This window comes from Streptomyces echinatus (genome assembly GCF_014203595.1).
GTDB classification, from domain to species: Bacteria; Actinomycetota; Actinomycetes; order Streptomycetales; family Streptomycetaceae; genus Streptomyces; species Streptomyces echinatus.
Genome location: NZ_JACHJK010000003.1, coordinates 603399 through 629517, shown reverse-complemented (window position 1 = coordinate 629517; position 26119 = coordinate 603399). Strand labels below are relative to the sequence as shown.

Sequence of the window (26119 nt, the reverse complement as noted above, 5' to 3'; positions counted from 1 at the left end):
CGGACCGCTGACGGCCGAGCGGCCCGGCCGGGGTCAGGAGCCGCCGTCCACCTCCCGTACCAGTTCGATCGCCCTGCCCAAGGTGGCGAGGCGGGCCTCCAGGGTGTCCCCGGCCGGGTACAGCCGTACGGTGTCGACGCCGGCGGCCCGCCACACCCGGAGCCGCTCACGCACCATCGCCTCGGTGCCGATCAGCGTGGTGCCCAGGACCATGTCGTCGGTCACCAGCGCCGTCGCACCGTCCCGGTCCCCGGCCTGCCACCGCTCGCGCACCTCGGCGGCGACCTCGGCCCAGCCCTGACGGCTGTAGGCGTTGTTGTAGAAGTTGGTGGACGCCGACCCCATGCCGCCCAGGCTGAAGGCCAGTTCCTTCCTGCGCCGGGCGGTCATCGCGCCGAGCGCCTCCTCGTCGGCTGCGAAGGCCACCTCGGCGCCCTGGCAGACGTCCAGGTCGCCGCGGGTGCGGCCGCCGCGCGCCAGGCCTTCGTCGAGGTGGGCGAAGTACGCGCCGGCCGCGCCCTCGGGGACGAAACTGGTCCCCAGCCAGCCGTCGGCGACCTCGCCGGTGAGACGCAGCATCGCCGGTGACAGCGCGGCCAGGTACAGGGGGATCCGGTGCTCGGCCCGCATCGACAGTCGCATGGGAACCGCGTCGCCGCCGGGCAGCGGAACGGTGAACTCGGCCCCTGAGTAGGAGAGTCTGCCGCCTTCGAGCAGCCGCCGGACGATCTCGACGGTCTCCCGCATACGGCGCAGCGGCCGGGCGAACGGCACCCCGTGCAGTCCCTCCATCACCTGCGGGCCGGAGGCGCCCAGGCCGAGCACGAACCGTCCTGCGGAGAGGTTGGACAGGGTGATGGCGGTCTGCGCGACGGCTGCCGGGGTGCGGGTGCCCAGCTGCATGACACCGGACCCCAGGAGCATCCGGTCGGTGAGCGCGGCGTAGTAGCCCAGCGCGGAGGGAGCGTCGGAACCCCAGGCCTCGGCGACCCAGCAGATGTCCAGCCCCAGCTTCTCCGCCTCGACGACGAAGTCCGCCGGCTCCGTCCAGTCCGCGCCGCCCGAGGCCTCGATGGTGGTCGCGGTGCGCATCACGCCTCCGCCTGCCGCTTGATGTGCTCAAGGGTCGAGGCGATGCTCCGCTCGAACTCGCGCAGCCGCACGAACACGATCTTCTGCTCCTTGTCCGGCATCCGGTCGATCGCGAAGGACAGCCCGGAGCGTCCGGGGCCCAGCTGCATCCGCTCCGACAGTTCCGTGCCGCCGTTCTCGGGCCGCAGGCGGAAGCGCCAGAGGGCGGAGGGTTCGGCGGGGTCCTGCACGGCCCAGGCCAGGACGCGTTCCGGTTCGCACTCGATGACATGCGACGTCGTCGACCACTCGCCGAGCGCCTCGTGCCGGCTGTGACCGACGAACCTCGCGCCCACGGCCGGTCCGTCCGCGCCGTCGAGCCACTGGACGGACTGGAGTTCCTCACTCATGGCCGGCATCAGGGCGATGTCACCGACGAGTTGCCACACGCGTTCCGGTGGGGCGTCGATCCAGGTCCGCACTTCGACCGTGGGTTTGTCCGCGTAGCGCGCGCCGGTCCACTCCACGTCCGTCAGCCTCCTCGCCGTCAACGGGTGTGGCCATTAGGGTTGCTTCATGAGACTTAGCTGTCAAGAGCGGTGCTGGCGGCCGCGATCAGTCCGTACCGAACCTGCGCCGCACATCCGGCCGGCGCCCCAGCCGCTCGGGATAGCCGGGTCCCATCCGCATCGACGTCTCCTCGGCCACGAGGGGCCTGCGGCAGGCGGCGCACACCACCTCGGCCGCGGTGTCATGGCCGCACGCGTCGTGGTGGAACACCACCGGGACGCCCTCCTCGCCGGCCAGCCAGCGGTCGCCCCACCGGGACATCGCGGCCAGCACGGTGAAGAGGTCGCGTCCCTTCTCGGTGAGGACGTAGTCGTAGCGGGGCGGTTCGTTCTCGTAGAGCCGCTTGTGCAGCACTCCCTCGTCCACCAGCCGGTGCAGCCGGTCGGTCAGGGTGTTGCGCGCGATGCCCAGTTCCCGCTGGAAGTCGTCGAAGCGGCGGATGCCGTAGAACGCCTCCCGCACGACGAGCGGTGTCCAGTGGTCACCCAGCAGTTCAAGGGTCCGCGCGATGGAGCACGGCCAGTTGGCGAACGACGTCCGTTTCATGGCCCCCATGATAGAGAGTTTCATAAGAAGACCCAGCAGATGAGATCCCGCGCTCATCTCAGGTCGGTCGGCCGGCCGATGCCCAGCATGTTCCCTTCGCTGTCCCGCAACCACGCGCCCCGAGCTCGGGCAGAGGCTCCTGCGGACCGGAAGACCTGGAACTCCGCGCCCCCGCACCGGTGCAGCAGCCCACCGGGTGCTTCCTCGGCGGGCCGCAGCCCGAGCCGCTCGGCACAGAAGCGCCGCGCACGGTCCAGATCCCGGGCCGGCAGCCTGGTCGCCACCCGGCCTGCCGCCAGGAGGCTCCTGTCGTCCGTGCTCATGCTCCCGGTGTGGAGCGAACGGCCGCCACCGGGGCGGAGACGCGGGGCACCGTCCGGACGGTGTCGCGGTGCCCGCCTCACGGTGGCGGAGGCGGGCACCGCCGGGTTCGGTTCTCGCGGACGTCCTACGAGCCCACGGCCTTCATCTTGTGCGTGTAGACCCACATGGCGACGTTCTCACCCAGCGCCGAACCGTCGCTCGCGTCCCACGGGTAGTGGACGCCGAGCCAGACCCTGCTGTCCGCCTCCTCGCGCGCGGCCTGGCTGAAGCTCGTGAAAGTGCGTGTCCTCACGGGGGACTTCGGGTCGTCGGTCGAGGCCGTGAAGGTGATGTCGTCCGTCTTGAAGTACTGCCGCATGATCCCCGCCCATGCGGCACCGAACGCGGAGTGACCGGAGGCCCAGGCCGGGAAGCACGGTGTCGTGCCCGACAGCGGCTTCCACGTGGTGTCCTTCAGTCCCTCGCGGATCGCCGAGACGGGACGCCAGAGGTCGATCGGCGTCTGGTACTTGACGTCCCACTCGGCGATGGCCGCGTCCGCCATCGCGACCGAGACCAGCGCGAACAGCCGGGCGTTCTGGTACGACGTCAGTCCCCGGTCACGCGACACCCGCGCCGTGATGTCGAGCAGTTGCCCCGGCGGCTTGTAGCACGTCGTGCGTTGCGTCGGTGGTGCGGCGGTGCAGGCCGTGCGGCAGTACTGTGTCGTGCGCACCACAAGCTAGGTGAGGCTCGCCGAAGGCACATCGGGCAGGCGGAGGACCCCACGGTCATCCCCACGCGGCAGAGCGCACCGGCGTAAACCCTGGCGGTATGCCACGGAGGAGGCCGTCGCTCGTCCGCGATGCCGGGCCGAGGTGGTGTTCTGTTCGGCCGGCCGGGAGGTGGTGTGACCGGCGGCCGGGGCGCCGCTGGTCGTCCCGCGCGGAGTACGCAGGACAGCCGCGGCGACCACCAGGGCGGCCAGTAGGGGCCAGTATGACGGCGTTCCGAGAGGGGCGGCGGAGGACGGAAGGCGGCGCCCCGTCAGGGGGAGTCCCGGACCGGCCGGCACCGGCCGGCGGCCGTCTCATGCCTGGCGGTCGCCCGTGCGTCGCATCTTCACTCGCAGCCGCGCCGCCAGTTCCATCCGATGAAGGTCTGCTTCAGCTCCACGTCGAAACGGCACACGGCACCGGAGCCCGCGTCGATCCGCACAGAGGAGTGGTGTGTGTTGGCGTACACGGTGCCGAAGGGGTCGAAGATCCCGGCGTACGTGAAGGAGGCGTGTGCCTCGGAGTTCACGACGGCGCAGTCGGCCGTGCAGTCGTCCTTCTTGGACGACGACAGCAGCGACCACCCCGCGTTCCAGGGCTCCCGGTTCCACTCCTGGCGGGCCTGGGTGGCGGCGTTGACGACGTGGTCCGAGGCGGTGTCCCAGGTCGCCGTGGTGTAGAGGCCGGTCATGCGGATGTTGCAGCAGTCGAACATCTCGTTCCACGTGCGCAGTTGATGGGCTCCGGCAGCGGCGGCACCCGTACGGGCTCCCTTGCCCGCCTTCGCGGCCGTACCGGCGGGCACGTATCGGACCGGACCCAGCTCCGGCTTGCAGTCGTCACCGATGGTGACCTGCTGCTGAACCGCCATCCCCGCGGGCGGCGCAGGCAGCGAACCGGACAACTTCACGTTTGCACAGGATTTGACGGCCTGCGCCTCACCGGACCCCTCTCCCGTCTCGGCCACCGCCGAACCGCCGAACACGCCCACCAGGGCGACCGCGGCAGCGAGCACACTTACCATCCGCTTGGCCAAATTCCTTCTCCTGCCTACAAGTCATGCCGGTCATGAGCCGGTTGGGATCACCGGATCTTCAGGGACAACGTACCGACGGTTCGGTCCGCCCCGCTCCAGGTTCCTTCGACATGGCCTTGTGCAACACCTCTCAGCGCAAGGCCGCCGACACCCTGCCGGTCCGTGACCCGCCGTCCAGGGGCCGTCCGACCGCGCCGGTGGCGCTGCCGGGGTTAGGCGAGGGCGTTGCGGAGGTATGCGGGCAGTACCTGGCAGACGGCCGGATCGGCTTTCCAGCCGGGGGCCGGGAGTTGGCCGGGAGTGATGACGGACTGGCTGCCGTCGTCGGCGCGGACGACGACGCGGAACGTTTCGCCCCGGGTGGACCGGCCGGCCAGGTACGCGGCGAGGACGGCCCGACCCAGCTCGGCGGGATCCGCACCGGTGGTCGCACGGCCGAAGTCTTTGCAGATCCACACGTCGCTGAACCGTTCGTGCATCAGGATCTCCCACCGTACGCAGCAGGGAATTTCTTCGCGGAACACAACCGCGATCATGCCCGCACCCGCCGGATCACGTACCGTTACCGGCGAGTACTGGCGAGAAAGGGTGTTCCCGCCCGATGACTCCTTCGTCGCGCGGGGTGAGCGGGCGCGGCGGTGGATCGGGTACGCCGCTACGAGTCCCCATATCCCCGTGTTCCTGCATCCCCGTGTCACGACCGGCTACCCGGCTCCTGGCGCGACATGGTCCCTGACCTCCCGGTAGACGGCCGCATCGGCGGGGAAGGCGGTGTGTTGCAGGCATGCCGTCTCGGTGTTGAGCGCCCCGGCGAGGGCCACCGTGTCGGCGGGTGTGACGATGCCGTCGCAGGGGGAGCGCCAGGTGGCGTAGCGGGTGGTTCCGGGGGTCTCGTCTCCGGCGTTGAGCGCGTCGAGGAAGGCCGATCCGGGCCGCATCTCGGTGCACGAGGCCCCGCCGCACAAGTAGGCGGCGCCTGTGCCGTGGTTGGGGCCCGCCAAGGACACCCACGCGTCGACTTTGGCGTCGCCTGCCATGTTCTTGAGGTAGTAGCGGGAAGAGAGGCCGCCCATGGAGTGGGTGACGAGGTCGACCTTGGAGGCGCCGGTGGCGGCCAGTACGTGGTCGATCTCCTGAGCCAGCTGGATGGCGGTCGTCGCGTTGGACTGGCTGGTGGGGTAGCTCCACCGGTGGAGGCGGCCGGCCGGCCAGCCGTCGGCGCGGAAGCGCTCGGCCATGGTGTTCCATGTCGAGCCGTCGCTGTTCCAGCCGTGTACGAAGACGATCGGATCGGGCGTGGATGCCGCGCGGGCGGCCAGCGCCGGCGCAGCCGCCGCCGGAGGGAGCAGCGCGAGGGAAGCGAGGGCGATCGCCCGGTACGTGTGCCGCATGGTCCGCATGGTCAAGTTCACAGGCAGCGTTGTAGCGCCGACGAGCTCTGCCGGAAGCGCCGCGCGCGCCGTTCCTCACCCGACCGGCCCGCTCGCTTCACTCCAGGAACGTTTCCCCGCCTCCGGGTGCGGTAGGACAATCCGGCGTCGCCGGCCGGCGTCAGCGCCGGGACTCTCCGAGGGTCTGGTCGGCCGTCAGGAAGCGGTGCTCTGTCGGCTTCAGGACCTCGTAGAGGTAGCCGAAGTACTCCGTCTCCGCTGTCCCTGCAAGCACCGCGAGCAGGAAGGCCGAGCACCCCATGTCGTGGTGCTCCCACAGCGGGCCACGACCCTCGTTGTAGAGCACGGTCCACTCGTCGGGCTCCTGACCGGGCCGCGCCAGCCAGTACAAGAACGCCCCCGTACCCTCCTCGAACGCCCACGGCAGAACACGCGCCCCAGCCTCCAGCAGGCCGGCGGGCTTCTCCTCGCCCATTTCCCACAGGTCCGCCAGGATCTCCGCGCGCTCCGCCGCCTGCGCGTGCAGATCGCAGTCGGCGTAGGCGGAGCCGGGAACGAGCAGCCAGATGGTGTCGTCGAAGATGCCATCGCCGTACGTCTCGACGAGCCGCTTGTAATCGGCGGGCAGAGCCGTACCCAGGGCGCGCTCGGCCTGCGCCCAGTCCACCTCGGGCGGCGGCGGATCCGCGCACGGCGGGCAGAGGCGGACGAGGGTATCGAGGGCGCTCATGGAGGTGACGCTACTGGAACCCCAGCCGTCTTCCGTGGGTGGGGCGGCAGGACAGCGGGCAGCCATCCCGCGGTCGTGCACGCGGGCGGACCGAAGAGCGCGCGCTGCCCGGACGCCGGCCGTGTGTCGCCGTTCAGGTCTGGGCGGTGAATTCGGCGAGGAGGTGGTCGAAGTAGTCGGCGGCGGTGTTGAGCCGACCGATCGCTCCGAGCGCGATCTCGTGCGCGGCCGTGGGATGTTCGGTCAGCTGGGGGAGGACGACGTTGTCCGTCCAGCCGTTGGCGTGCCCGGATTCCTGGACGATGTGGACAGCGTAGAAGGCCAGCGGGCCGTCCCAGTGCTGCCGGGCCGTGTCCGGGCTGCTGTCGGCGGGGGTGGCCAGGCCGAGACGGGTGCAGCCGGCCAGCAGCTTGGTGTAGTTGGGCGGGTCCATGACCTCGGTGACGGCCAGAGTGCCGATCATCCGGTAGTGGTGGCGGCGGCGCAGGGTCACGCCGACCACATGGTTGTACCCGGCCAGGCCCTGCCAGCCGTGGAGCTCCGCGGTCGACGCCGGGTCGTAGGAGAGCCCGAACGCTTCCAGTCCGGCCCGGCACAGGTTCGCGTGCCCGCGCCTCTCGTCGCCGTCCCCGGTCTCGTCGACCAGGTTGCGCAGCAACTCCTGTCGCATCGGCCCCCGCGCGCCGACCATCGCCATCAGCAGAACCTCGTAGAACCGGACGTTGAGCGGCCCGTCCAGCTCCATATAGCGCAGCACCTGCTCGCGGCCGGCGCGTTCGCCCAGGAAGTCGAACAGCGGATGCCCGCACACCGCATGCCCGGCGACCAGCTCCTGCAGCCACGCGATGAATCGTTCAGGCTCGACGGGCACCTGGTCGGCACGCCAGGGAGTCCGGGTCTGCTCCGCCCGTTCCCAGCTCTCCTCCAGTATCTGCTGCACACCGACCACCCCCGGATGAAACTGGCCGTCCACCGGCCCCTGGTCGGGAGTGAGGAGATGCTGGTCGTACAGCCATGTCAGCGCCTGGTGCGCACCCAGCAGCGCATCCTCACGCCTCTCCTCGAACGCGAGGCGGGCTACCTCGCCCGCCTGGTCCCACATCTGCCCCCATACGGCCCGTACCTCGCGTGACGCGGGCCCGGCCGCCGCGCCCGGCGCTGCGAGCTGCCGCACTCGCGCGGCGAACCCGTCCACGACATCCGCCACTCAGGTCACCTGCCCTTGTCCTTGTGCTCCTCGGGTGCCGTGCGGCCCCGGATTCCCAACGCGTGGCAGGTTGCGCGGTCACCGCGCCGGGCGGCGGACCACCCGGACGGCGCCGACATCGCACGACACGGCGGCGGCGGATCGAGGCGAGGCGGTGGTGCGGCCGTCGGCGTTGCCAGCTGATCGGCCAGTCGGCTCCAGCCGCGGCCTGCCCCGCTCGGTCGACGACAGCGTCCGGCAGCCCGTCACCGCCGCCTTCACCGAGGAGAAGGGCATCGCCGACGAATCCTTCACCCGCCTCGCCATCACCGAGACGCACGCGACGGAGCCACCGCCGACCCCGTCGATCAGGCGGCAGCGGCCCGCAAGTCGTCGGCCGTCAGCAGCGACAACAGACCGATGCCCTCGGCGGCGAGAGCATCGGCACCGCCCTGCTCACGGTCAATCACGCACAGAGCCTCCTGCACCTGGGCGCCCAGGGCACGCAAGTCCGCGGTCGACAGCACGATCTGTCCGCCGCTGGTGACCACGTCCTCGACGACGAGCACCCGGCGTCCTTCGACGTCGGCGCCTTCGGCGAGACGGCAGGTGCCATACGGCTTGGCCTGCTTGCGCACGAACGCACAGGGCAGACCCGTGTGCCGGCCGAGCGCGGTCACCACCGGGATACCGCCCATCTCCAGACCGGCCAGCACCTCGGTGCCAGGGGGCACCAGCGGGACCATCCTCTGGGCGATCTCGTCCAGCAGGGCAGGGTCGCCCTCGAACCGGTACTTGTCGAAGTACTCCGTGGCAGTACGTCCGGACCGGAGTGTGAACTGCCCGGTCAGATGAGAGGCGGCATGGATACGGCGAGCGAGATCAGAATGTGTCACAGGCGTCCAGTCTTCCAGCCGACCGTCCCGGCCACGACACCGGCTCCCCATCCAGCCCCAACTCCACGGACCGTCGCATCCCACCGCGACACCCTGAGCACGAAGCCGACACCGGGCCCTCGACCAGGGCCATCACGCAGCGGTGGGGGGTGGCCACGGCCGCGGCGAGCAAGGTCCTGGCCGCACTCGGACAGGAGGGCACATCGACTGGGCCCGACGCCGCCGAAAGGCGGCGGCATCACGCCGGCCGCACCACCCCACCAGCGCACACCGTGACCAGCTACTCGCCCTTCCGCGTAGGCTGGTACCCGTGGGAAAACTGAGTCTGCGCGCATCTGCGACCGCTTTGATTCCCGTGACACTTCTCGCTGCCGGCTGCAGCAGCGTTGACGGTCACCCGTCCGACGCCAGGCACAAGAGCTCACCTCGCACCTCGTCTTCATCGGCGCACGCACCGTCCGATGGCCGCGCCGAACACATCCCCGGTGCAACAGTGACCAAGGCACCGGCCCTTTTGGAGGGCGAAGTCGTCGCTCAGGCCGTGAACGCCAGCGGCAACCGGGAGATGGACGTCAAAGGGGGCCTCAAAAGCGGCCCGCTTGCCGTCCTGGTGAACTGCCTGGGCGACGGCAAGCTGACCGTCGAGGTCAAACCGGTCGGACTGAGCCTTCCTCTCGAATGCGTCGCCGGAGAAGTCAGCAGCGCATACAACCAGCTGGACCTGAAGGACGCGCGAGAGCAGGGATCGGTGAGCGTGACCGCACCGTCCACGGTCCGGTGGGCGATCACGGTCGGGCACCAGCCCGCTGGCCGCACAGTCTCGCGGGCCCAGAACGCCCGTGAACGCCTCCGAGTGCGGAGGCCTTGAGGCGCCGTACCGTCATAGTCCCGCCGACCCGGACCCGCTGTTCGGGCATCAGCAGGCCATATTCATTCCATGCCGCCGGCCACCGCTCTGTCGGCAATGGCATCGCCGGGCTCTTGTCCTGGCGCGGGCGGTGGAAGCACCCGATGCCCTTCCCTGAGCCGCAGCGGCCGGAAGTACCGCAAATCCGACGGACACGGTGTCACCACTGGTGCGGCTGCGCGCGGTTGCCCTGTTACCGAATGCGGACAAACCCGGGGGAACAACTCCCACCGCAGCGCCATCTCATGGAGCGCAGTGAAACAGCCGATGCGGCCGGTCGCCCCGACAGAAACAGGGGGAGGCGCCGCATCCCGACGGACCCTCAGGGAGTCTTCATCATGACCACGTTACGTGCCCGCCGTACCGCCCGTTCCGCCGCCCTGGCCGCCGTCACGGCCGCGCTGGCGCTGGGCCTGACCGCCTGCGGCGGCACCGACGACGACTCGAAGGCGGCGGGCGGCGACCGCGTCGCCGATACCGCGCAGAGCCTGTCCGTGTCTCACGGGGACGGCAAGAGCAGCGGGAAGCAGGCCGACAGCGGTGGTGACACCAAGGAGGGGAAGCGCTCGGCGACCGCCTCGGGAGGGACGGGCGATGGCGCGAATGCGAGCACGACGGCCGACGCCCAGCAGTGCCGCGGAGACGAGATGCTGCTCACTGCGGTGCACCGGTTCGCCGGTCAGCAGGGCGACCACCTGCTGATCACCGCGTCGAACGAGGGCACCAAGCCGTGCTGGGTCACCTCGTACCCGGCCGTGAAGCTCGGCGACGTCGACGGCGCCGCACTGCCGCACTCGAAGAAGGACAACCCGGGCGGCGACAAGCACATCACGCTCCGACCCGGAGACAAGGTATACAGCGCGGTGAACCTCTTCGACTACGGCTCCAAGAACCACACGGCGCAGTCGTTCGCCCTCGCGCTGCGTGGTGCGGACGGTCGCACCGGCCCCTTCTACTCGGTCGACCTCAAGGGCCAGAAGCCGCAGTTCAGCTGGAACGAGGCCGATGTGCTGAACTGGAACACCGCAAAGCCGTACGACTTCTGACGACACGTCGGTGAGTATCGCTGGTCGAGGTGGCCGTAGCCGACGCCGGCTACCGGGAGACTGCCTGTGCGAGCCGCCATCGGGGCCCCGGTCACCAGAACGACGTGACCGGGGCCCGGGATCAGCAACCGCGGAAGGTGCCGACCGGCGCTAGTTCCGGTACCGGAAGACGATCCGGCCGCGCGTCAGGTCGTACGGCGGGAGTTCCACCAGCACCCGGTCCTCCAGCATGATCTTGATGTAGTTCTTGCGGATCTTCCCGCTGATGTGCGCGAGCACCTGATGGCCGTTCTCGAGCTCCACGGTGAACATGGCGCTGCGCAGGCACTCGACGACCCTGCCCTCGACTTCGATGACGTTCTTGTTCCTCGTCATCGCACCAGCTCCAGATTGCTGCTCACCGGCCGGGCGCCGACGCCCTCGAACAGCGCCGAGGCCGCCTGGTTGGACTCGTTCACTTCGGTCCAGGCCGCGGCGCATCCGGAGCGGTGCAGCGTCCCCAGCGCGTGGGCGAGCAGCGCCCGCGCGATGCCGCGGCGCTGTTCGCCGGCCCGGACCGCGACCAGCCCGATGCGTGGCCGCTTCGCCCTCACCACCCGGATCAGACCCAGGTAACCCTGAGGCCCCGCGGCCACCGCGTACTTCGACGGGTCGACGACGGTGTCGCCCTCGGGGCGGGGAATCACCTCCGCGGGCATCGACTGCCACCCGACGCTCGCCTCGACCTCGTCACGGATCGCGCGGTCCACCGCCCGCAGCAGACCTTCGTCCGCCCGGCCGGCGGGCACGATCGTCACGCCCGAAGGCGGCAGGACCGCTTCGAGCCCCGTGACCTGCGGGTCGGTCGGCACGACGTACTCCCACTCACGGCGCCGGACCGTGAAACCGGCCCGCCGCCAGCCGGCCGTCAGCTCGGCGTCGGCTTCGTCGACCACCGTGTACAGCGGCGCCGGCAGCTGAGCCGGCATCACCTCGGCGAGCCGGTCGAAGGCGGCGTCGTGCCAGGCGTCGATACTGACGAACAAGCGTCCGTCGGGCCGGTGTTCCGCATGCCCCCGGCCGACCACCAGGTCGTCATCCAGGGCATGCCATTGCCTGTCCGCGACGCGCGTGATCACCACCGCGTTCTCGCTCAGGCCGGATGCGAAAGGCTTTGCATTCATCGGAGTCTCCCTCCAGGAGTGCCTCGATCTCAGGCGCTCCTGGCGACACCGAACGTCAGCCGCCGGACCGTGACGGGTTGAGGGAGCACCCATGGGTAACTGTGTTCACGGGTCTCACCTCCATACGACGACTTCACGGTCCACCGCGAAAGTACCGCCGGGGCACCGCCTCGCTCAAGTCATTTCCCGTGCGCTCGTGACGCGAGCACGTGCGAGGCCACCGCCTGCACCAGCCGGCCGGCTGTTCCCGCGCCACCCACGTGTGCGCACCGTGCCGTCCGTTGTCCAGACTGCATCGCTGCTACGCCGAAGCGATCAGGCCGCCCGAGCACTCACCCTGTGTCCGGACGTGGCGGTCAGCGGTGAGCGGAAGCGTTTGGAGCAGGGCTCAGCAACGGGGCCAGTCCTGATCGCCTGTCACCTCGCGTGCGATGCGGCGCCACTGGTCCTCCCCGCCGGGCAGCGGCCAGGCCCAGGTGGGCTGTTCCGCGGTGTTCAGGTCGTGGAGGAGGCGGACGAGCTGTGGGCCCGCGGTGGCGGCGCCGTCCGGCACGGTGGGGCCGTGGACAGCGCGAAGTCCGGCGAAGCGTGCCAGTTCGTACTCGTAGAAGCCCACGGCCTCATTGATGCGCGCGGCCAGGTCATCACGCGGCACCGTGCGGTGCAACTGGAGCAGCGGAGGCTCGACGGATTCGGCGATGGCCGCGGCGAGCCGCGCGTGACCGTCCAGGATCAGATGGCAGTCCAGGCCACTGACCCACCACAGCAGGACAGGAGGGAGAGTCCCTTCACGGGCCTGCTTGCGGTACGCCTTGACCCGGCCGTCGTCGGCATCGGGCATCGGCCGCAGCGGAAGGACCTCCCAGGAACCGGAATGGACGAACCAGTCGATGTATCCGTCCGGATGGCCGCCGACGAGCATCGAGCTCCAGTGCTCGGCATGCGAAGCGTCGGCATGACGCCGGCGCCGGAGCGGACTCTCGCTCGAGAGCAGCCACCGGCCCTCGTGCAACGGGCTGTCCGGCGAGTCGATGAGGTACCGCGCGAAGCGGTGCGCCCATCGTTGCGGGCTGCCTGCCAGGGCTCGCCCCACATCGGCACGCAACGGCGGGACGAAGGAGGGGTACTCGTCGGTGCGCCAGAAGTCCACGCCCTGGTATTGCTCCTCGACAACGGCGAGCAACACGGGCCGCGACAGTCGGGAGACCAGCAGCCGCGGTCCGGCGGTGAACACGCACAGTCCCGGCCGGTGGCGGTGTTGTACGTCCAGGGACAGGCCCACCCATGTGCCGTCGTCCCGCATGACGTCGCTGCGCTGCATACCGAGAGCCTAGACGGGGCTGCGGCGGGGTCCACGAACTGTCCGATGCTCGTGAGGTCTTCCCAACGGGCGTAGACCTTCTGGGACCCCGACGCCTGGAGCAGCCGCCTCAGAACTTGACGGGGAGTACGACGACCAGGACCTGGTAGCCGAGTCCGTCGGGGACCGAGGTGTCCGGCAGTGAGATGCGTTCGATGACGACCCCGCCGAGCCGCTGCACGATCTGCTCCATCTTCGGCAGCGTGAACGAGTTCGTGGCGATGGTCAGGCGCGCGCCGGACGCCGCGATCCTGCGGATCTCGCTCTCTCCGCGCGGGGTGATGGGCGCGGACCGCAGTGCGATGTCCGTTGCCGTGCTGCTCGCGATGGTGTCGGTCAGCGGGCGAGGCGGTCCGCCGACGACGCCGGTGTCCGTGACGAAGTCCTCGAAGCCCTGGTACCGGGTTTCCCCTTCGCCGCCGATGTTCACCTTCCGGCCGAGGCCCGGGTTGATCGGCGTGGCCATGTGGTCGACCAGGCGCCCGCTGGTGTCCACCGGGCATGTGCTGTGGTCGTGCGGGGACCCTTCGTGGGTCAGCGAGACGAACAGGCTGACGACGGCGGGCGGTGGCCGGTTCTCGAACGCCACGATCTCGTTGTCGAGCGCGGCGATCGTCTTCTTCCCGACGATGTTGTCCGGCGTCGTCTGGCCGGGCCCCAGGATGTTGCGCGGCGGTCCCTTGAAGGCCAGTACCGTCCGCACCGTCGTCGGACCGTAGAACATCCCCTCGACCTCGTCAGGCGCTATCACCCCCGCGCCCAGCGTGACGAGCGCGGCCTGGATCTTGGTGACGTGATCGCCCTGGGAGCCGGGCGTCACATGAGCGGCGTCGGACACCAGGCACTTCTGCAGCGCCGGGTCATCGCGGAAGAGTTTCGACGTAAGAGGCATGTTTCCAGCCTGTCTCACACCGCGCCGACCGGCATCCGCAGGACGGACACCGATGCGGAGCAGCCGTTCACCCCAGCGAGCCCGGCGCCGTCCTGGGGCCCGTGACCTCGAACGACCGGCCCCTCCGCAGCTCACGCCTGACGGTATGCGGCCCGCCGGGGACGACGTACGACGGGCCCCGGCCAGGCTCCTCCGCTCTCCGCAGCGGGGAAAACGGCTGGGCAGCGGGGAAAACGGCTGGGCGCCGGTAACTGCGTTCTGGGAACGCCATCTGATCGCCGGAGGCATCCAGCACCACGTCCGGGTTCGGCTCAGTTGGACCGGGCTCGGTCACGGTTCGCGCTGACCGCGCGTCGCCCCGGCACCCGTCCGCGTGCTGGACGGCTGCCGGGCCGACGCCCTCGGCCCGGAACCCGGGGCCGACGACCACGGCGCGCCGCACGTGGTGACCGTGGACCACGTGGCCCGAGTGGAGCCGGACGACGGAAGCCCGTACTGGGTGCCGGCCCTGCGCCCGCCCGCCGGCACCGTCGACCGGATCACCGTCAGGGCCGGCCCGACGGTGCTGGTCACCGCGCCCACGAAGGGCGGTTGTCGCGCCACCGTGCTCGCCTCGGGCACGGATGCGGGAGCGGGTGACCGCGCCTGGCCCCGCACCTTCGTGTGGGACCAGCCGCAGGCGCGCCGCGCCCCGTACACCGGCTGCCGCTGGAACCGCATCCTCCTCCTGGTCGTCGACTACCGCATGGTGCTGCCCGACCAGAAGGGTGCTCTCGTGATCGATGCGTACTTCGGCACGCTGCGGCCGGCGAAACGGCTGGCGGCCGGTGCGTACGTCGTCCCGGACGGTTCCCGGGCCGTCGTGCGCACCCCCGGCCGGGCCGACCGCCTCCTGGACGCGGCGCCAGAAGACGACCGGACGGTCCGGCCCAAGGGAGTGGGCCCCGGGGCGCGATCCGTCGGCCCAGGGTTCTGGCAGGACGGCCGCCGCCTGGTCCTGTTCGCGCCGGCGACGAGGTGCTGTGGGAGGGCAGGTCCGACTGCCGGGCCTTCGCCGACGTGCACGTGGGCGGCACGGTGCACTACTGCGACGGCACAGAACTCGTCACGCTGCGGCCGCTGAACAAGGACTGACGGTGCCCCGCAGGACGCGGTCGAGCACCGTACGGGAACGCGAAGAACCAGATCATCGTGGAGACGAGCGCTGCGTATTTATCGCCCACAAGGTTCGATAAATATATGAAGCGAAAAAACCACTCCAAATCGACGGGTGCGGCAGTGGCCGTCGTACTCGCAGTGGGAACGAGCGCCTGCTCGGCGCAGCCGGCCATCGGCACCGATGCCCGGGATCCGATGCCGACGGCGACAGCGCCTGACGGCCATGACGCCGTCACGCCGGTGACCGCATCCGCCACGACCACCCCCATCGCCGTCCGCGGTACGGACGGCAAGACACACCTCGCCTACGAACTCACGCTCGTCAACGAGAGCCCGCTGCCGGCCAACCTGACCGGTGTCTCCGTCCAGGACGCGAGCGACGGGCGCACGCTGCTGAAACTCACCGGCACCGCGCTCACGTCGCACTTCCGCCCCTCGGGCTCCCCGGCGGACGCGCCCGCGACCAGCACGCTGTCACCCGGTCGACAGGGCCGGGTCTGGATCGACGCCACCGTCCCCGGCGGCGTCTCCCTGCCACTGAGGCTGCGGCACTCCCTCTCCGTCACCTATCCCAAGGCCGTCAGCGTCATCCCCCGCAAGGTCACGGAGTCGGTCGCGCCCACTACGGTCCCCGACCGCCACCCCGTCGCGCTGCGCTCACCGCTGGCCGGGCCCGGCTGGCTGGACGGCAACGGCTGCTGCGCGCAGGTCACGCCGCACCGCGGCGCGTCGTCCCCACTGAACGGGACCGCCCGGTTCGCGGAGCGGTTCGCCATCGACTTCGTCCGCCTCGACTCGAAGCAGCGCCTGTCCACCGGCCCGTCGGACCGGGTGCACAGCTACCCCTACTACGGCGTTCCCGTGCGAGCGGCGGCGGACGGGGAGATCGTCTCCGTCGTCGACGACCTGCCCAACGCCACCCCGGGCCAGGCCCCGGCGAACCTGCCCCTGAACGACTACGCCGGAAATCACGTCGTCGAAAGGCTGCCGACCGGCGAGTACGTCCTCTACGCCCATCTCGCCCCCGGCTCCGTGAAGCACAGGGTCGAAGCCGGCCAGAAGGTGAAGGCCGGAACGCAGATCGGAGAGCTCGGCAACTCGGGCAACACCACCGCCCCGCACCTGCACTTCCAGGTCATGAACGGCCCCGACCCGCTCGCCTCCGACGGTCTTCCCTTCGTCTTCGCGTCGATGTCCCTCCGGGGAACCCTGTCCACCTCCGTCGACGACGTGCTCGGCGGCAAGCCGGCGAAGATCACCCCACCCGCGCACGGACACACGTCCGCGAACAACGAAATGCCCCTCTACCTCAGCGTGGTGGACTTCCCGGCACAGCCATGACCACGGCGACGACACCCCGTCCACCCCGGCCTGAAGCAGCCGGTACGCCGCACCGTGCCGTCGGCCGGGGACGACGCCGGTCATGCGGGCCGCGGGGCCGGGTGGTGGCCTGGTAGGAACTGGCGGCACGGATCGCGACGCTGCCCTCGCCGCCCGACGCCTCCGCGCCACAGCGGAACGAGCCCTCACCACTGACACGGTCCTGCGGCTGTTCTACTTCGTGCGGCATTCCATGCGGCACTCCGCGCCGTATTCCGTGCGGCGTTCCAGACGACATACGTCGTCGCAGGTCACGCGCCATTCCACCGTTCCAGCGTCCCGGAAACGCCCCTCGGGCTGGCGGCTGGGACGACCGGCGCCGCAGGGTTGATCCGTCCGGTCAGGCCGCCACCACCGCGGTGACGCCTCGCCGGTGGTCGGCTCGTCCAGGACGTAGATCCCGCCCAGGACGCTCGTCCGTGCATCCGGCACCACGCGCCCCGGACCGCTCCGTTTCCGCGGAACCGGCGCCACGGATCCCGGGCGATCCCTTGCCGGGCACCACACACACTCCACACCCCTGCACAGAAAGCAGTTCATCCATGCGCATGTTCAATCGCCTCACCACCCGTGCCGCGGCTCCGTCCGTGCTCGTCGCCGCGCTGGCGCTGACCGGGCAACTGGCGGCAGCCCAGTCGGCCGCGGGCGCCCCCGCCAAAACATCCAAGGCCACCGCGATCACCACCTGTTCCACCGCCCACACCCGGTTGACGGTCACCCCGGTGACGCGGCCCGTCAACCACCTGCTGCTCAAGGCCACCAACACGGGTACCCAGCCGTGCTATGCCTACGGCGCCCCCTACCTCAGGGCCGGTGCCGACGCCCAGGCGGCCGTGGCGTGGAACGACAGCACCGTCCCGCAGGCGGTGGTCACCCTCGCTCCGGGTGAGTCCGCCTACGCGGGCATCACGACCTCCACGCCCGAGGGCAGCGAAGGCCATACGGCGAAGACGCTCGGTGTGCTCTTCTCCAACCGGGCGATGAACGGCTCGGTCGGCGTCGAGAAGACGCTGCAACTGCCCGCGGGCGGAACCTACTTCAACAGCGCCGCAACGGTCACCTACTGGCAGGACAACATCGACAACGCGCTCTTCGACTGACGTCCAGCGCGACAGCGAGCGGCTGGAGGCCTGCTTCGGCATCCGGACGGCGCGCGGCCCAGGTGGGGAGTTCCGGCCTTCGGGCCTTGACCGCTCCTTCGTCACCCCACCAGGGGCTTGACCTGTCCGTCAGGCCAACTGACCCGCTGGGCCGCCACGGGACGGCTCGGTGCGACGGCCCCGCACCCCGGCGACGGGGAGGCGGGGCCGTCGGTTCACTCAGGCGCTGTCGTGAGCGCAGGGCCCGGCTAGCTGCTGCTGGTGCGTCGTCGGCGCACCCACCACACCATGGCCGCGCCGGCGGCGAGCGCCGCGGTGGCAATGCCTGCCATCGGGCCGACGGGGGGCTCGTCGCCGCCGACGGTCCGGGAGCGGCTGGGTGCCGGTGTTGACGGGTTGTCGCTCGGCTCGGCTAGCCCGCGCCGGTCGAAGTCGGCGTCGGCGTCGAGGTGGGTGTCGGGGTAGGCGTCCCGCCACCGTCGTCGCTCTTGCCCGCGCTGTTGAACTCGCCTTCCTTGAAGATCTTGACGTATCTGTTGAAGACGTCGGTCTTCTTCCAGCCTTGGTGGGGTGCACGCAGCGGCCACCGCTTGACGTCGTTGCTGTTGATGATCTTGCGGTAGTCGGTGGCCTGCCGGGCGTCCTGCTGCCAGATCCATTCCGCGGCGACACGGGCGGTGTAGACGCGGCGCAGGTCGGCGTACTCCGGCTTGGTGATGCAGGCACGGCCAGCCGTTGACCTTGGCCAGGCCGTCCCAGGCGGCTTTGCCGACATCGGTCTTGGGATCCATCGCCTTGTAGCAGTCGTGCTTGAGCGGGAGGTCGGCTTCCAGCAGGACACGACCGGCGTCGGTGGAGGCGAACTTGTCGTCCATGATCGTGCCGGGGCTGTCCGAATTCTGGACGCCCTGTTCCTGCGCGGCCCCGATCACCACCTCCGCGACACCCCCACCCGCTACCAGCCCGGAACCGGTAACCGGCAAGCCCCCCCCCGCCCCGCTCACCGGCATGACCGGGGCAGCGACGATCCGGCATGGTCCGCAGCCAACCACGGCCGCTACGACTGGCCCTCCCCGGTCCGTGCCCTCCCCGGTCACTCGGCCAGGATTCCGCGTGCCGCGATGAGTTCCGCGGCGTCCGGCGGTCGTACTGTCGAACCACAGAGGAGGCCTCTTCATGCGCAGCGTGACCTATTCGATGAACGTCTCGCTCGACGGCTACATCGTCGGGCCGGACGGCGGCTTCGACTGGACGGCACCCGACGAGGAGGTGTTTCGCTTCTGGATCGACGAAATCCGAGAGGTCGGCGTCCACCTGTTGGGCCGACGGCTCTACGAGACGATGCTGTACTGGGAGACCGCCGATCAGGATCCATCGCTCGACGACTCCATGCTCGAGTGGGCCGCGCTCTGGAAACCGCTCCCCAAGGTGGTGTTCTCCACCACGCTGTCGGCGGTGCAGGGCCATGCCCGCCTGGCTTCCGGCGGTCCGGCCGAGGAGATCGAGCGATTGCGAGCCGAGCCGGGGGAGGGTGACATCGCGATCGGCGGCGCGACCCTCGCCGCCGAGGCAGCCGCATCGGACCTGATCGACGAGTACCGGGCCTTGGTCTACCCGGTGCTGGTCGGCGGCGGCATTCCGTTCTTCCCCCAGCACGAGCGCCGGGTGGACCTCGAACTCGTCGAGACCCGCACCTTCGGCTCAGGCGTCGTCTACCTCCGCCACCGCGTGGCGCACTAGCCGGCTCGTCTGCCAGCCCCGGGCAGAACGGGTCGACCAGGAGGCTCTCTCCGAGATCATCTCCACCCACGCCGACATGGACGTCCGCGTGTCACGCCATGCCGAGTTCGTTGCCGGGCCGGAAATCGTTCGTGGCCGCACGCGTGGCGTACCGGAAGAGCAGTATCGCCTGCGGGAGCGTGGTGCCATGGTGATGTGGATCCGCACGTATGACGAGGCCCGAGACCTGTGGCAGCACTTCGAGGGTGATGAGGCGGGGTCGGTTCTCCGGCAAGTGGACCTGCGAGGCGATGACGGCACCCCGGTGCTCGCCGCCTCGCTGGAGGAGATTCTCCGGCTTCAGGAGCGCGCTGACATCCCCACGGTGAGCCGGTACGAGCAGCGGTACGGCCGTGTCTTCGAGGGCAGGATCACGGGGTGGGAGAAGGCGCTTGGCGCCGACGCGATCTCGGCCGAGGAGTTCGAGAGGGTATGGCTGGACGCCCGACGGACACTGGGTGTCACCCCACCGCCCCCGAACACGGACAGGTGACGGCCGCACTCGGGAATCCAACATCGCCGAGTGGTAGGGTCCCTCTCTTCGCCAGGTTTCCCTGCGCGGAGTCCCCTCGGTAGGTCGTAGCATGAACGGTCGTCTTGACTTCGACCCGTACACAATGTGGCGGAACACGCTGGCCGAGGCTGACAGGGTCTTCTCATCACCTCCCGAACTCGACCGCCCGGTGGGCGGCTGCACTTACTGCACCCCGGAGTCGGAGCTGCGCATTCTCGGTGGCGATCCCGCTGCCGTACCAGACGATCTCCTCGGGCATTTCATGCGTGAGGTCGTCAGCCACTGGGAAGCGGACCAGTACCCCGTTCTCTGGCGTCGTCTCATGCCTCGTGCGCTGCGCTACTGGGGGCCGGACGGTGCCAGCGCCGACCCGTCTGCGGAGATCGGTCGTCTCGGGCAGCACGGGGCGAAGCTCGCTGACTGGCCTGCGCCCGAACGCGCCGTTGTCGAAAAGGCCTTACGAGCACTGCTGACGATCGCTCTGACTGATGGTCTGCCCTCTATGGCTGTCACTGACCTCCTGGAAGGAATCGCTCACGCGACGGGTGACATGGAGCCGTGGCTGGAGCACATCGCCGGGCTTGCCGGGCCCGAGGCGGACGCCGGGCTCGTCCGCCTCGCCCTCGACTGGGCGACCGACCTTCTCTGGGAGGACTTCCGGTTCACGTGGTGGTACGACGGCGACCCCCAGGTGATCGCCGCCTGGCTGCCCACCCAGCGAGTCCGCATCGCCACCTTCGCCACGCGCCATCCGCGCTGCAAGACCGCGGCCGACGCGCTGATCGCGCTCGACCGACTCCGAGACGGTGACCACAGCCCTTGGCTGTACCCGTACGGCATGAAGTTCCTCAGCCTGGCCCCGCGAGCAGACTGAGGTGCCGTCGTCAGTCAGCACGAGTCGCAGAGTCGTCTCAAGCAGTCGATGCCGAAGGCGGGTTGGAGCAGTACGAGGGCTAGGTCGGCACGTATCTCGTAGCGGATCCGAAGCCGCTTGAATGGGTGCGGCCAGGCGAAGTTCCTCTCGACAGCCCGGCTGGTCTCTTGGCCGCTTGGCCTTGTCAGCCGTCGGCAGAACCGAGCACATCCGGGGCGATCACCATTCTGCGGTCTTGGCCATCGCGGCGACGAGGCGGCGCCGGAACAGGTAGCCGCCGATCAGTGCTCCTGGTGCGGCCTTGAGCCTGAGCTGGTCCGGCGCGCACGCTTCCCGCGTGTTGCCGGCCCTCACCCCAGCAACTGCGTGAGGCGCTGGAGGTCGTCGTGCACGGACTCCCGCTCCTCCGAGGTCAGGTGGACTGCGGTGGCCGCGGCAATCGCGGACCTCGCGGCTTCTTCGTCGCCGACACGAGTGGCGACGTCAGCACGCAGTACGAGAAGCTGAAGCAGCTGCACAGGCGTGGGCCGCTCGTCCTGTAGGCGCAGCGCCCGATCGATGATCTTCGCGGCGCCCGCCAGGTCCTCCTTGGAGTCGGCAAGGAGGGAGGCGTGGTGCACGGCCCGGGCGAAGGTCTCCTTGGGGGCGGGGCGGTGATGCTGGTCGTCGCTCGTCTGCTGCCCTATGCGGATGCAGTTGCCGCCCGGATCGGTCATGAGGAACTGCCGCACTCCGTGTGACGTGTTCTTCAGCGGCCCGATGCGCGGCAGTCCACGGACCGGTGCTCGCCCGTACGTCGCCTTCAGCCTCGTCCGAAAGGTCTCGTGCAGCTTGTCGACGTCGTCGGTCTGGATGAGGCACGTACTGAATGACTCGGCCGGCTCGTAGTGCCTCATCCCGAAGAAGTGGAGCTGGATGCCGCCGCGCTGGACGGCTGCGTACGGATTGGGGCTCCTCTGCTGGAAGGTCACCTCGAACCCGAGGGCCATGTAGAAGTCGAGAACGGGCTGGATGGTCCGACACGGCAGGATCGGAATCGTCTTCTCGCTCACACCGCACACTCTAGTCAAACTTGAATAGAATGGTGAAGGGGTGTCAGCGACCGCTTACAGGTTCACGCGCCGTACGTCGGGGCGCGCATGACGCGTCAGTTGGTGCGCGGCGCGGTGACGGCGCGGATCAGGACGACGACGGCCTGGCGGAGGCCTATGCGCACGGCTCCTGCGCCGGCGGCCTGGGCATGGGGCGCGGGTGTACCCGCACGACCGTGCTCGTGCGGGCTGCGCCCACCAGAGAAGGTATGGGAACCTCGGAAAGCACCCGCGTACAGCTGCATTCCGAAAGACGCTCTCGTATAGCTGAACCAACATCTTGTCGTCGCTTGTTGGTCAAGCGACGGGAGACGGTACGATCGGGGTGTCGTGGGTAGTCACCAAGCCCACGTGGAAAGGGCCCCTTCTCCGGGCTGCAACCCAGGTCAGAGGCCCTCCGCCGTGATACACCAGGAAGCCCGGTCGCCTAGATCCCGACCGGGCTTCCTGCTTGCCCGGACGCGTACGACCCGCTTCCACTTCTCTCCGTCAGGAGAGCTGCTGCATCACGATGGTGGTGAGTTTCGCCAGCACCGGCGACCAGTCGAGCAGGACCTGCCCGAGCCTTCGACGCCGTCCCCGGCGCCGCTCGGCGGCCTGCTGCTCGTCCGTCTCATCCGATGAGGCGGGAACTTCCCCCATCATCTGGTCCTCCGCGGTGTCCGATGAGTACCCGGTCGACTGACCAGGCCTCCACGACGAGGGACCTCTCGATCACCTCGTGGTGAAGCGCGAGTGGACCTCTGTTGCGGAAGACCAGGGCCAAGCATACGGGGCACCCGACGGCACCTGGTGACCACAACAGTAAGTCGAGCACCCACCTGCGACTTGACTGATCTGACGTTTCGTCAATTCATGGCTGCGGTCTTGGCCTCGCCGGGGGAGAGGCCGGCGGTCCGTCGCATCGTCAGCCCGGACAGGCGCTTGTCGAATACCTTCTTGCAGGGGGAAGCCGGTGCGCGAGTTCGTCTACCTCTCGAAGAGGAAGCTCAGGCAATTCACCGAGTCCAACGGCGATGTCGGCCGGCCCCGCTGGCGGCGCCGCCTCGGTTTCGTGGGCGAACTGGCGTTCCCGCCCTTCGGCCGAGCCAAGGTGGCCGGCCGGGAGGCCACCGCGGGGCCCGTGACGCTCACCGTGGACGAGGTGATCGACGAGTTCGAGCGGGGGGACCGGGCGGCCGGATGGTTCGCCGACGACAGCGTGGGCGCCGGGTCCTGGGCCTTGTTCGAGGCACCCCTGAACTACCGGGTGATGGACGACAAGTACTTCCGATCGGCCGTCCTCTTCCTGGACTCGGGAGTACGGTCCCCGCACTACCCGACGGGAGGCTCGGTCCGGCTGCTCCTGCACGGGTCCCGGGAACACCTGCTCGGCATGGAGGGATCCTCACCGGTCCGGCTGGATGTACAGGCGGAACTCGACCGGTCCGAACCGGAGGAGTTCCACGTCGCCTCCGACTCGTCCTACCTGTACCGGCTCGCCGGGCAGAGCTTCAGCCTGGAGGACCAGACGGTGGAGCGCCTGCTGCCGGACCTCAGTGACCGCCTCCTGCGCAACGACGAGCTGTCGCGGAAAACTGGGCCGCACCTCGTTGCGCATCGTCTACCAGCACCGCAACTTCGCCACAGGGCTGAGGATGACCGTGCGCCTGCTGGACGAGGCCTTCGTCCCGGAGACCGCCGCCTGGATGCGCGGCTACGCGCGCATCACGTCCCGGACGGACCTGCACGGCAACGGCGGAGAGGAGAAGGTGCGCCTCGTCACGGCCACCCCGCTCTACGTGGAGTACGCGCCCCAGCCCTGAACCGGGCCAGTCAGTGCGAGCGCGGACACCGCGATGAGTGCGGCTGTGGCGCGGTTCAGGACACCACGGGAGCGCCGTCCGTGACCTCGCTCAGCCGGACCGTGCACAGCCCGCGGGGCTCGCTCTTCACCTCCGTCACCTTGAGCTGGGTACCCGGTGTGAGGATGTATTCCTCCTCGCCGGTGAAGGCGGAGAAGCTCTTGATCCCGACCGCCCGGGCAGGCGTCACCTCGAAGAGGGTCCGTTTGCCGCGACTGCCCAAGAAGGACCTGGCCACGTTCAGTTCGGAGGTACACGAGGAGACGCCCCACCAGGTCACCGTCCCGCCCACCGGATACTGCGCCCGAAGATCCAGCGACACCCCACGCCACAACGGCTGCGTGTAGGCCGGCAGCTCCGAGACCGCCGAGAACAGCAGCCGCAGGTACGGCAGGTACGGCGTGACCCTGGTGCGGTCGGGGGAGCGCAGCACGCTGTTGATCTCGCGGTAGAAGGCTGACTCACAGGTGTAGAGGTGGAGCGCGGCGATCGCGTCGGCGGACAGGCCGCCGCCGGCCGCCTGGTCCGCGCGCAGCTTGCCGAAGTCCCGGGAGCGCCGGATGTGCCCGGTGAGCCCGGACAGCGCCGCGGAGACCGGGGCGACGGCGTCCTGGAAGTCCATCAGCGGGGTGTCGAAGACACCGGTGATCGTGGGCAGGACCAGGCCCTCGTCCTTGACGCTGGTGAGGCGCTCCAGGTACAGCTGGTGCAGATTCATGGTCGACTCGATGAAAGCGCCCATGCGCGCCGAGACGCCCCCGTCCGCACCGCCCGAGCCGGCCGCCGGCACGTTCCACCCCTTGCTCGGCAGCCAGTCGATGCGCTCGGCGCCCAGTGAGGCCAGGGCGTCGTTGACCTGGGCGAAGTGGTCGCCCTCGCAGAAGATGTCGCCCTGTGCCGCCGGGTTCGCGTGGTCGAGGTGGCGGACCTCGACGTCCGGGTACTTCTGCTGGAGTCGCAGGACGACCCGCTTCAGGCTGCGGGCGTGCGCCCCCCACCACGCGAACACCACCCCGCGGTCCTCCTCGGCCGCGTCCTGCTTGGCCTTGAGGATCTCCTCGACGATCCGTTCGGCGACCGGCCGCCAGAACGCCGTGTGCTGGTCGGCACCCATCGCCCCGTCACCGCTCGCGGTCAGCGACGCGTTCAGCAGGAGCACACCCTGCGTCAGCATCGCCTGGAACCACTCCGGCGGCTGGACCGTGTCCCGCTCCTTCAGCAGCGCCCGCACGTCGGCGATCGGGGTCTTCTTGGCGATGCCGTACTTCCACATCGCCGCCGCCTTGATGAGGCACCGGATGCTGACTACCCGGCCGAACTGGCTGTCCTTCCAGTCGCTGAATGTGTTGTCGAACATGGCAATGCCGGTGGCGCTCTCCGGCCGCGGGTACGGGTTCTGACCGAAGACCACGACCTTCCACTTGTGCGGCGGGTTCGGTTTGAGCGCCTGGAACGTCAGCTCGCGGACCGGGACCACCTCATGGCTGCGGCTCTTCCCGATGAACCGTGCGGCGTCCGGCTGCGCTTCGATGACCGGCTTCAGCAGCGGGAGCCAGGCCTCCCCGCCGCCGTCGAAGAGCTCGGTCAGGGCGAGGGGGTCGTTCGCATCGGGATGGGGCTGCAGCGGCTGGCCCGGAGCCGGGGCGCCGGTCGTGGATCCGGTCATCGCGGAGGCGCTCTCGCTCGTCGTGGCAGAAGGAGAGGAGGGGGCGGCGGAGGGAGCGGGAGCGGCAGTCTCGGGCGCCGGCGCCGGCGCGGGGGCGACGGGCGTGACGGCCGCCGGCGGCACGATGCGTACCCGCTGGTCGACGGGCGCGTTCTCGATCCCGTGGAGCTGGGAGGTGATCGTGGACCGCAGCTCGTCGTCGTCCTCGAACCAGTGGTCGTGGAAGAGCGTGTAGCCGGTCCACATCAGATTGGCGCACACCCGGGCCGGCACCTGGCCGGTCTGCGCTCCCATGCCGACCAGTGCCACGGACCGGATACTGCCCGGCTTCTTGCGGTTCTGCCGGTGGACGGCCTGGAAAGCGGCCGCGCAGGCCAGCGCCACGTTCAGCGTGGCGCTCACGTTCTGCGAGGACCGCACCATCGTCGGCGTCGATATCAGGTACCGGGGGACGGTCGCGCCGGACGGGACGCAGACCGCGCTGCCCACCGGCATGGGGCCGGCGAACCGGTCGCGGATCGCCCGCTGGACGCGCACCTGGATGCCGGACCCCAGGTATCGCTTGATGACGGCGTCGACCCCGCCGTCCATCCGGCCCCGGGAGTTCGTGGGGGTGACCCAGGCGTCGACGTCCTCGTCGAGGATCGAGCCCTTGCGGATCTCGATGCCGGGGGTGTCGGCGAACGCGGCGCGCCACGCCTCCACCACACGCTCGTTGACGTCCGTCAGCACCACCCTGAGCGCGGGCAGCACAGTGCTCTCGGTCATCGTCCACTCCTGTCGTGCAACAGCGGTTCCAAGACCTCGAACGTATCGCCCACCACTGACAACGCAGTTCTG

Annotated in this window: 29 protein-coding genes and 1 pseudogene; 10 read left to right on the top strand and 20 right to left on the bottom strand. The window is 69.6% G+C overall.

The genetic code is table 11. The annotated features are described in order from the left end of the window. Window positions 1-33: 33 nt before the first annotated feature. The 11 genes from FHS34_RS11555 to pyrE all read right to left on the bottom strand — a co-directional run bounded on the left by FHS34_RS11555 (window position 34) and on the right by pyrE (window position 8505). Window positions 34-1092 (bottom strand): LLM class flavin-dependent oxidoreductase, encoded by a 1059-nt coding sequence (locus FHS34_RS11555; protein ID WP_184963873.1) that lies wholly within the window; start codon window positions 1090-1092, stop codon window positions 34-36. After that, window positions 1092-1598: an SRPBCC family protein gene (locus FHS34_RS11550; protein ID WP_184963871.1), complete on the bottom strand. Its 507-nt coding sequence runs from the start codon at window positions 1596-1598 to the stop codon at window positions 1092-1094. Before FHS34_RS11550 ends, FHS34_RS11555 begins: the two co-directional genes overlap by 1 nt. Window positions 1599-1686: 88 nt before the next feature. Then, window positions 1687-2187 (bottom strand): winged helix-turn-helix transcriptional regulator, encoded by a 501-nt coding sequence (locus FHS34_RS11545; protein WP_184963869.1) that lies wholly within the window; start codon window positions 2185-2187, stop codon window positions 1687-1689. Window positions 2188-2240: 53 nt separating this feature from the next. Next, window positions 2241-2510, bottom strand: coding sequence for a hypothetical protein (locus tag FHS34_RS11540; RefSeq protein WP_184963867.1), 270 nt, complete (start codon window positions 2508-2510; stop codon window positions 2241-2243). A gap of 125 nt (window positions 2511-2635) precedes the next feature. Further along, entirely contained in the window at window positions 2636-3226 is a 591-nt protein-coding gene (locus tag FHS34_RS42505) for a vanadium-dependent haloperoxidase (RefSeq protein ID WP_225817351.1), read from the bottom strand. A gap of 386 nt (window positions 3227-3612) precedes the next feature. After that, a complete protein-coding gene (locus FHS34_RS11530; protein WP_225817350.1) occupies window positions 3613-4302 on the bottom strand; it encodes a hypothetical protein in 690 nt (229 codons plus the stop codon). Between the two features lie 212 nt (window positions 4303-4514). Further along, window positions 4515-4838 carry a hypothetical protein gene (locus FHS34_RS11525; protein WP_225817349.1) on the bottom strand — a complete coding sequence of 108 codons (324 nt, stop codon included), beginning with the start codon at window positions 4836-4838 and terminating at the stop codon, window positions 4515-4517. Between the two features lie 168 nt (window positions 4839-5006). After that, a complete protein-coding gene (locus FHS34_RS11520) occupies window positions 5007-5693 on the bottom strand; it encodes an esterase/lipase family protein (protein ID WP_184963862.1) in 687 nt (228 codons plus the stop codon). A gap of 160 nt (window positions 5694-5853) precedes the next feature. After that, the gene (locus tag FHS34_RS11515) at window positions 5854-6423 is read right to left on the bottom strand and encodes an SMI1/KNR4 family protein (protein ID WP_225817348.1); all 570 of its coding nucleotides are present in this window, start codon (window positions 6421-6423) and stop codon (window positions 5854-5856) included. 133 nt (window positions 6424-6556) lie between these two features. Next, complete coding sequence (locus FHS34_RS43780; RefSeq protein WP_184963861.1) at window positions 6557-7630, bottom strand: iron-containing redox enzyme family protein; 1074 nt, start codon at window positions 7628-7630, stop codon at window positions 6557-6559. A 347-nt stretch (window positions 7631-7977) separates the two neighbouring features. Beyond that, complete coding sequence (gene pyrE, locus FHS34_RS11505; protein WP_184963859.1) at window positions 7978-8505, bottom strand: orotate phosphoribosyltransferase; 528 nt, start codon at window positions 8503-8505, stop codon at window positions 7978-7980. 310 nt (window positions 8506-8815) lie between these two features. Here pyrE and FHS34_RS11500 point away from each other — a divergent pair, with 310 nt between their 5' ends. Then, on the top strand, window positions 8816-9373 hold the full coding sequence (locus tag FHS34_RS11500; protein WP_184963857.1) for a hypothetical protein: 558 nt from the start codon (window positions 8816-8818) through the stop codon (window positions 9371-9373). A gap of 377 nt (window positions 9374-9750) precedes the next feature. Further along, window positions 9751-10458 (top strand): DUF4232 domain-containing protein, encoded by a 708-nt coding sequence (locus FHS34_RS11495; protein WP_184963854.1) that lies wholly within the window; start codon window positions 9751-9753, stop codon window positions 10456-10458. Between the two features lie 150 nt (window positions 10459-10608). On the opposite strand, the gene infA is transcribed toward FHS34_RS11495, so the two are convergent. The 4 genes from infA to FHS34_RS11475 form a co-directional block, all read right to left on the bottom strand. Then, window positions 10609-10833: a translation initiation factor IF-1 gene (infA, locus tag FHS34_RS11490; protein WP_031047878.1), complete on the bottom strand. Its 225-nt coding sequence runs from the start codon at window positions 10831-10833 to the stop codon at window positions 10609-10611. Further along, on the bottom strand, window positions 10830-11621 hold the full coding sequence (locus tag FHS34_RS11485) for a GNAT family N-acetyltransferase (protein ID WP_184963852.1): 792 nt from the start codon (window positions 11619-11621) through the stop codon (window positions 10830-10832). Before FHS34_RS11485 ends, infA begins: the two co-directional genes overlap by 4 nt. Before the next feature lie 388 nt (window positions 11622-12009). Next, window positions 12010-12942 (bottom strand): hypothetical protein, encoded by a 933-nt coding sequence (locus tag FHS34_RS11480; RefSeq protein WP_184963850.1) that lies wholly within the window; start codon window positions 12940-12942, stop codon window positions 12010-12012. A gap of 109 nt (window positions 12943-13051) precedes the next feature. After that, the gene (locus FHS34_RS11475; protein WP_184963847.1) at window positions 13052-13873 is read right to left on the bottom strand and encodes a peptidoglycan-binding protein; all 822 of its coding nucleotides are present in this window, start codon (window positions 13871-13873) and stop codon (window positions 13052-13054) included. A 373-nt stretch (window positions 13874-14246) separates the two neighbouring features. Here FHS34_RS11475 and FHS34_RS11470 point away from each other — a divergent pair, with 373 nt between their 5' ends. The 3 genes from FHS34_RS11470 (at window position 14247) to FHS34_RS11460 (ending at window position 17511) form a co-directional block, all read left to right on the top strand. After that, entirely contained in the window at window positions 14247-14996 is a 750-nt protein-coding gene (locus FHS34_RS11470; RefSeq protein WP_184963845.1) for a hypothetical protein, read from the top strand. Between the two features lie 275 nt (window positions 14997-15271). After that, window positions 15272-16372: a M23 family metallopeptidase gene (locus FHS34_RS11465; protein WP_184963843.1), complete on the top strand. Its 1101-nt coding sequence runs from the start codon at window positions 15272-15274 to the stop codon at window positions 16370-16372. A 581-nt stretch (window positions 16373-16953) separates the two neighbouring features. Next, on the top strand, window positions 16954-17511 hold the full coding sequence (locus FHS34_RS11460; RefSeq protein ID WP_225817347.1) for a DUF4232 domain-containing protein: 558 nt from the start codon (window positions 16954-16956) through the stop codon (window positions 17509-17511). Window positions 17512-17923: 412 nt separating this feature from the next. Here the strand turns inward: FHS34_RS11460 and FHS34_RS11455 are convergent, their stop codons facing one another. Then, entirely contained in the window at window positions 17924-18286 is a 363-nt protein-coding gene (locus tag FHS34_RS11455) for a hypothetical protein (protein ID WP_184964365.1), read from the bottom strand. Between the two features lie 401 nt (window positions 18287-18687). On the opposite strand from FHS34_RS11455, the gene FHS34_RS11450 reads away from it, so the two are divergent. From FHS34_RS11450 to FHS34_RS11440, 3 genes are all read left to right on the top strand, one after another. Next, window positions 18688-19251, top strand: a complete 564-nt coding sequence (locus tag FHS34_RS11450; protein WP_184963841.1) for a dihydrofolate reductase family protein — start codon at window positions 18688-18690, stop codon at window positions 19249-19251. Between the two features lie 76 nt (window positions 19252-19327). Beyond that, a complete protein-coding gene (locus FHS34_RS11445) occupies window positions 19328-19783 on the top strand; it encodes a hypothetical protein (RefSeq protein ID WP_225817346.1) in 456 nt (151 codons plus the stop codon). Window positions 19784-19874: 91 nt separating this feature from the next. Continuing rightward, window positions 19875-20678, top strand: a complete 804-nt coding sequence (locus tag FHS34_RS11440; RefSeq protein WP_221508780.1) for a hypothetical protein — start codon at window positions 19875-19877, stop codon at window positions 20676-20678. Window positions 20679-20897: 219 nt separating this feature from the next. Here the strand turns inward: FHS34_RS11440 and FHS34_RS43425 are convergent, their stop codons facing one another. The 3 genes from FHS34_RS43425 to FHS34_RS11430 form a co-directional block, all read right to left on the bottom strand. Next, window positions 20898-21032, bottom strand: coding sequence for a hypothetical protein (locus tag FHS34_RS43425; protein ID WP_263978355.1), 135 nt, complete (start codon window positions 21030-21032; stop codon window positions 20898-20900). Continuing rightward, window positions 21029-21730, bottom strand: coding sequence for a bleomycin resistance protein (locus FHS34_RS11435; protein WP_184963839.1), 702 nt, complete (start codon window positions 21728-21730; stop codon window positions 21029-21031). The genes FHS34_RS43425 and FHS34_RS11435 overlap by 4 nt, the downstream gene beginning before the upstream one ends. Before the next feature lie 528 nt (window positions 21731-22258). Beyond that, window positions 22259-22411: a hypothetical protein gene (locus tag FHS34_RS11430; RefSeq protein WP_221508778.1), complete on the bottom strand. Its 153-nt coding sequence runs from the start codon at window positions 22409-22411 to the stop codon at window positions 22259-22261. A gap of 313 nt (window positions 22412-22724) precedes the next feature. Between FHS34_RS11430 and FHS34_RS44155 the strand changes: the two are divergent. Together FHS34_RS44155 and FHS34_RS11425 are read left to right on the top strand one after the other, a co-directional pair. Next, a pseudogene (locus FHS34_RS44155) lies at window positions 22725-23153 on the top strand (SAVMC3_10250 family protein); the annotation flags it as partial. A 253-nt stretch (window positions 23154-23406) separates the two neighbouring features. Beyond that, window positions 23407-23574, top strand: coding sequence for a hypothetical protein (locus FHS34_RS11425; RefSeq protein WP_221508777.1), 168 nt, complete (start codon window positions 23407-23409; stop codon window positions 23572-23574). A 55-nt stretch (window positions 23575-23629) separates the two neighbouring features. On the opposite strand, the gene FHS34_RS11420 is transcribed toward FHS34_RS11425, so the two are convergent. Further along, window positions 23630-26047, bottom strand: coding sequence for a macro domain-containing protein (locus tag FHS34_RS11420; RefSeq protein ID WP_225817345.1), 2418 nt, complete (start codon window positions 26045-26047; stop codon window positions 23630-23632). Window positions 26048-26119: the final 72 nt, after the last annotated feature.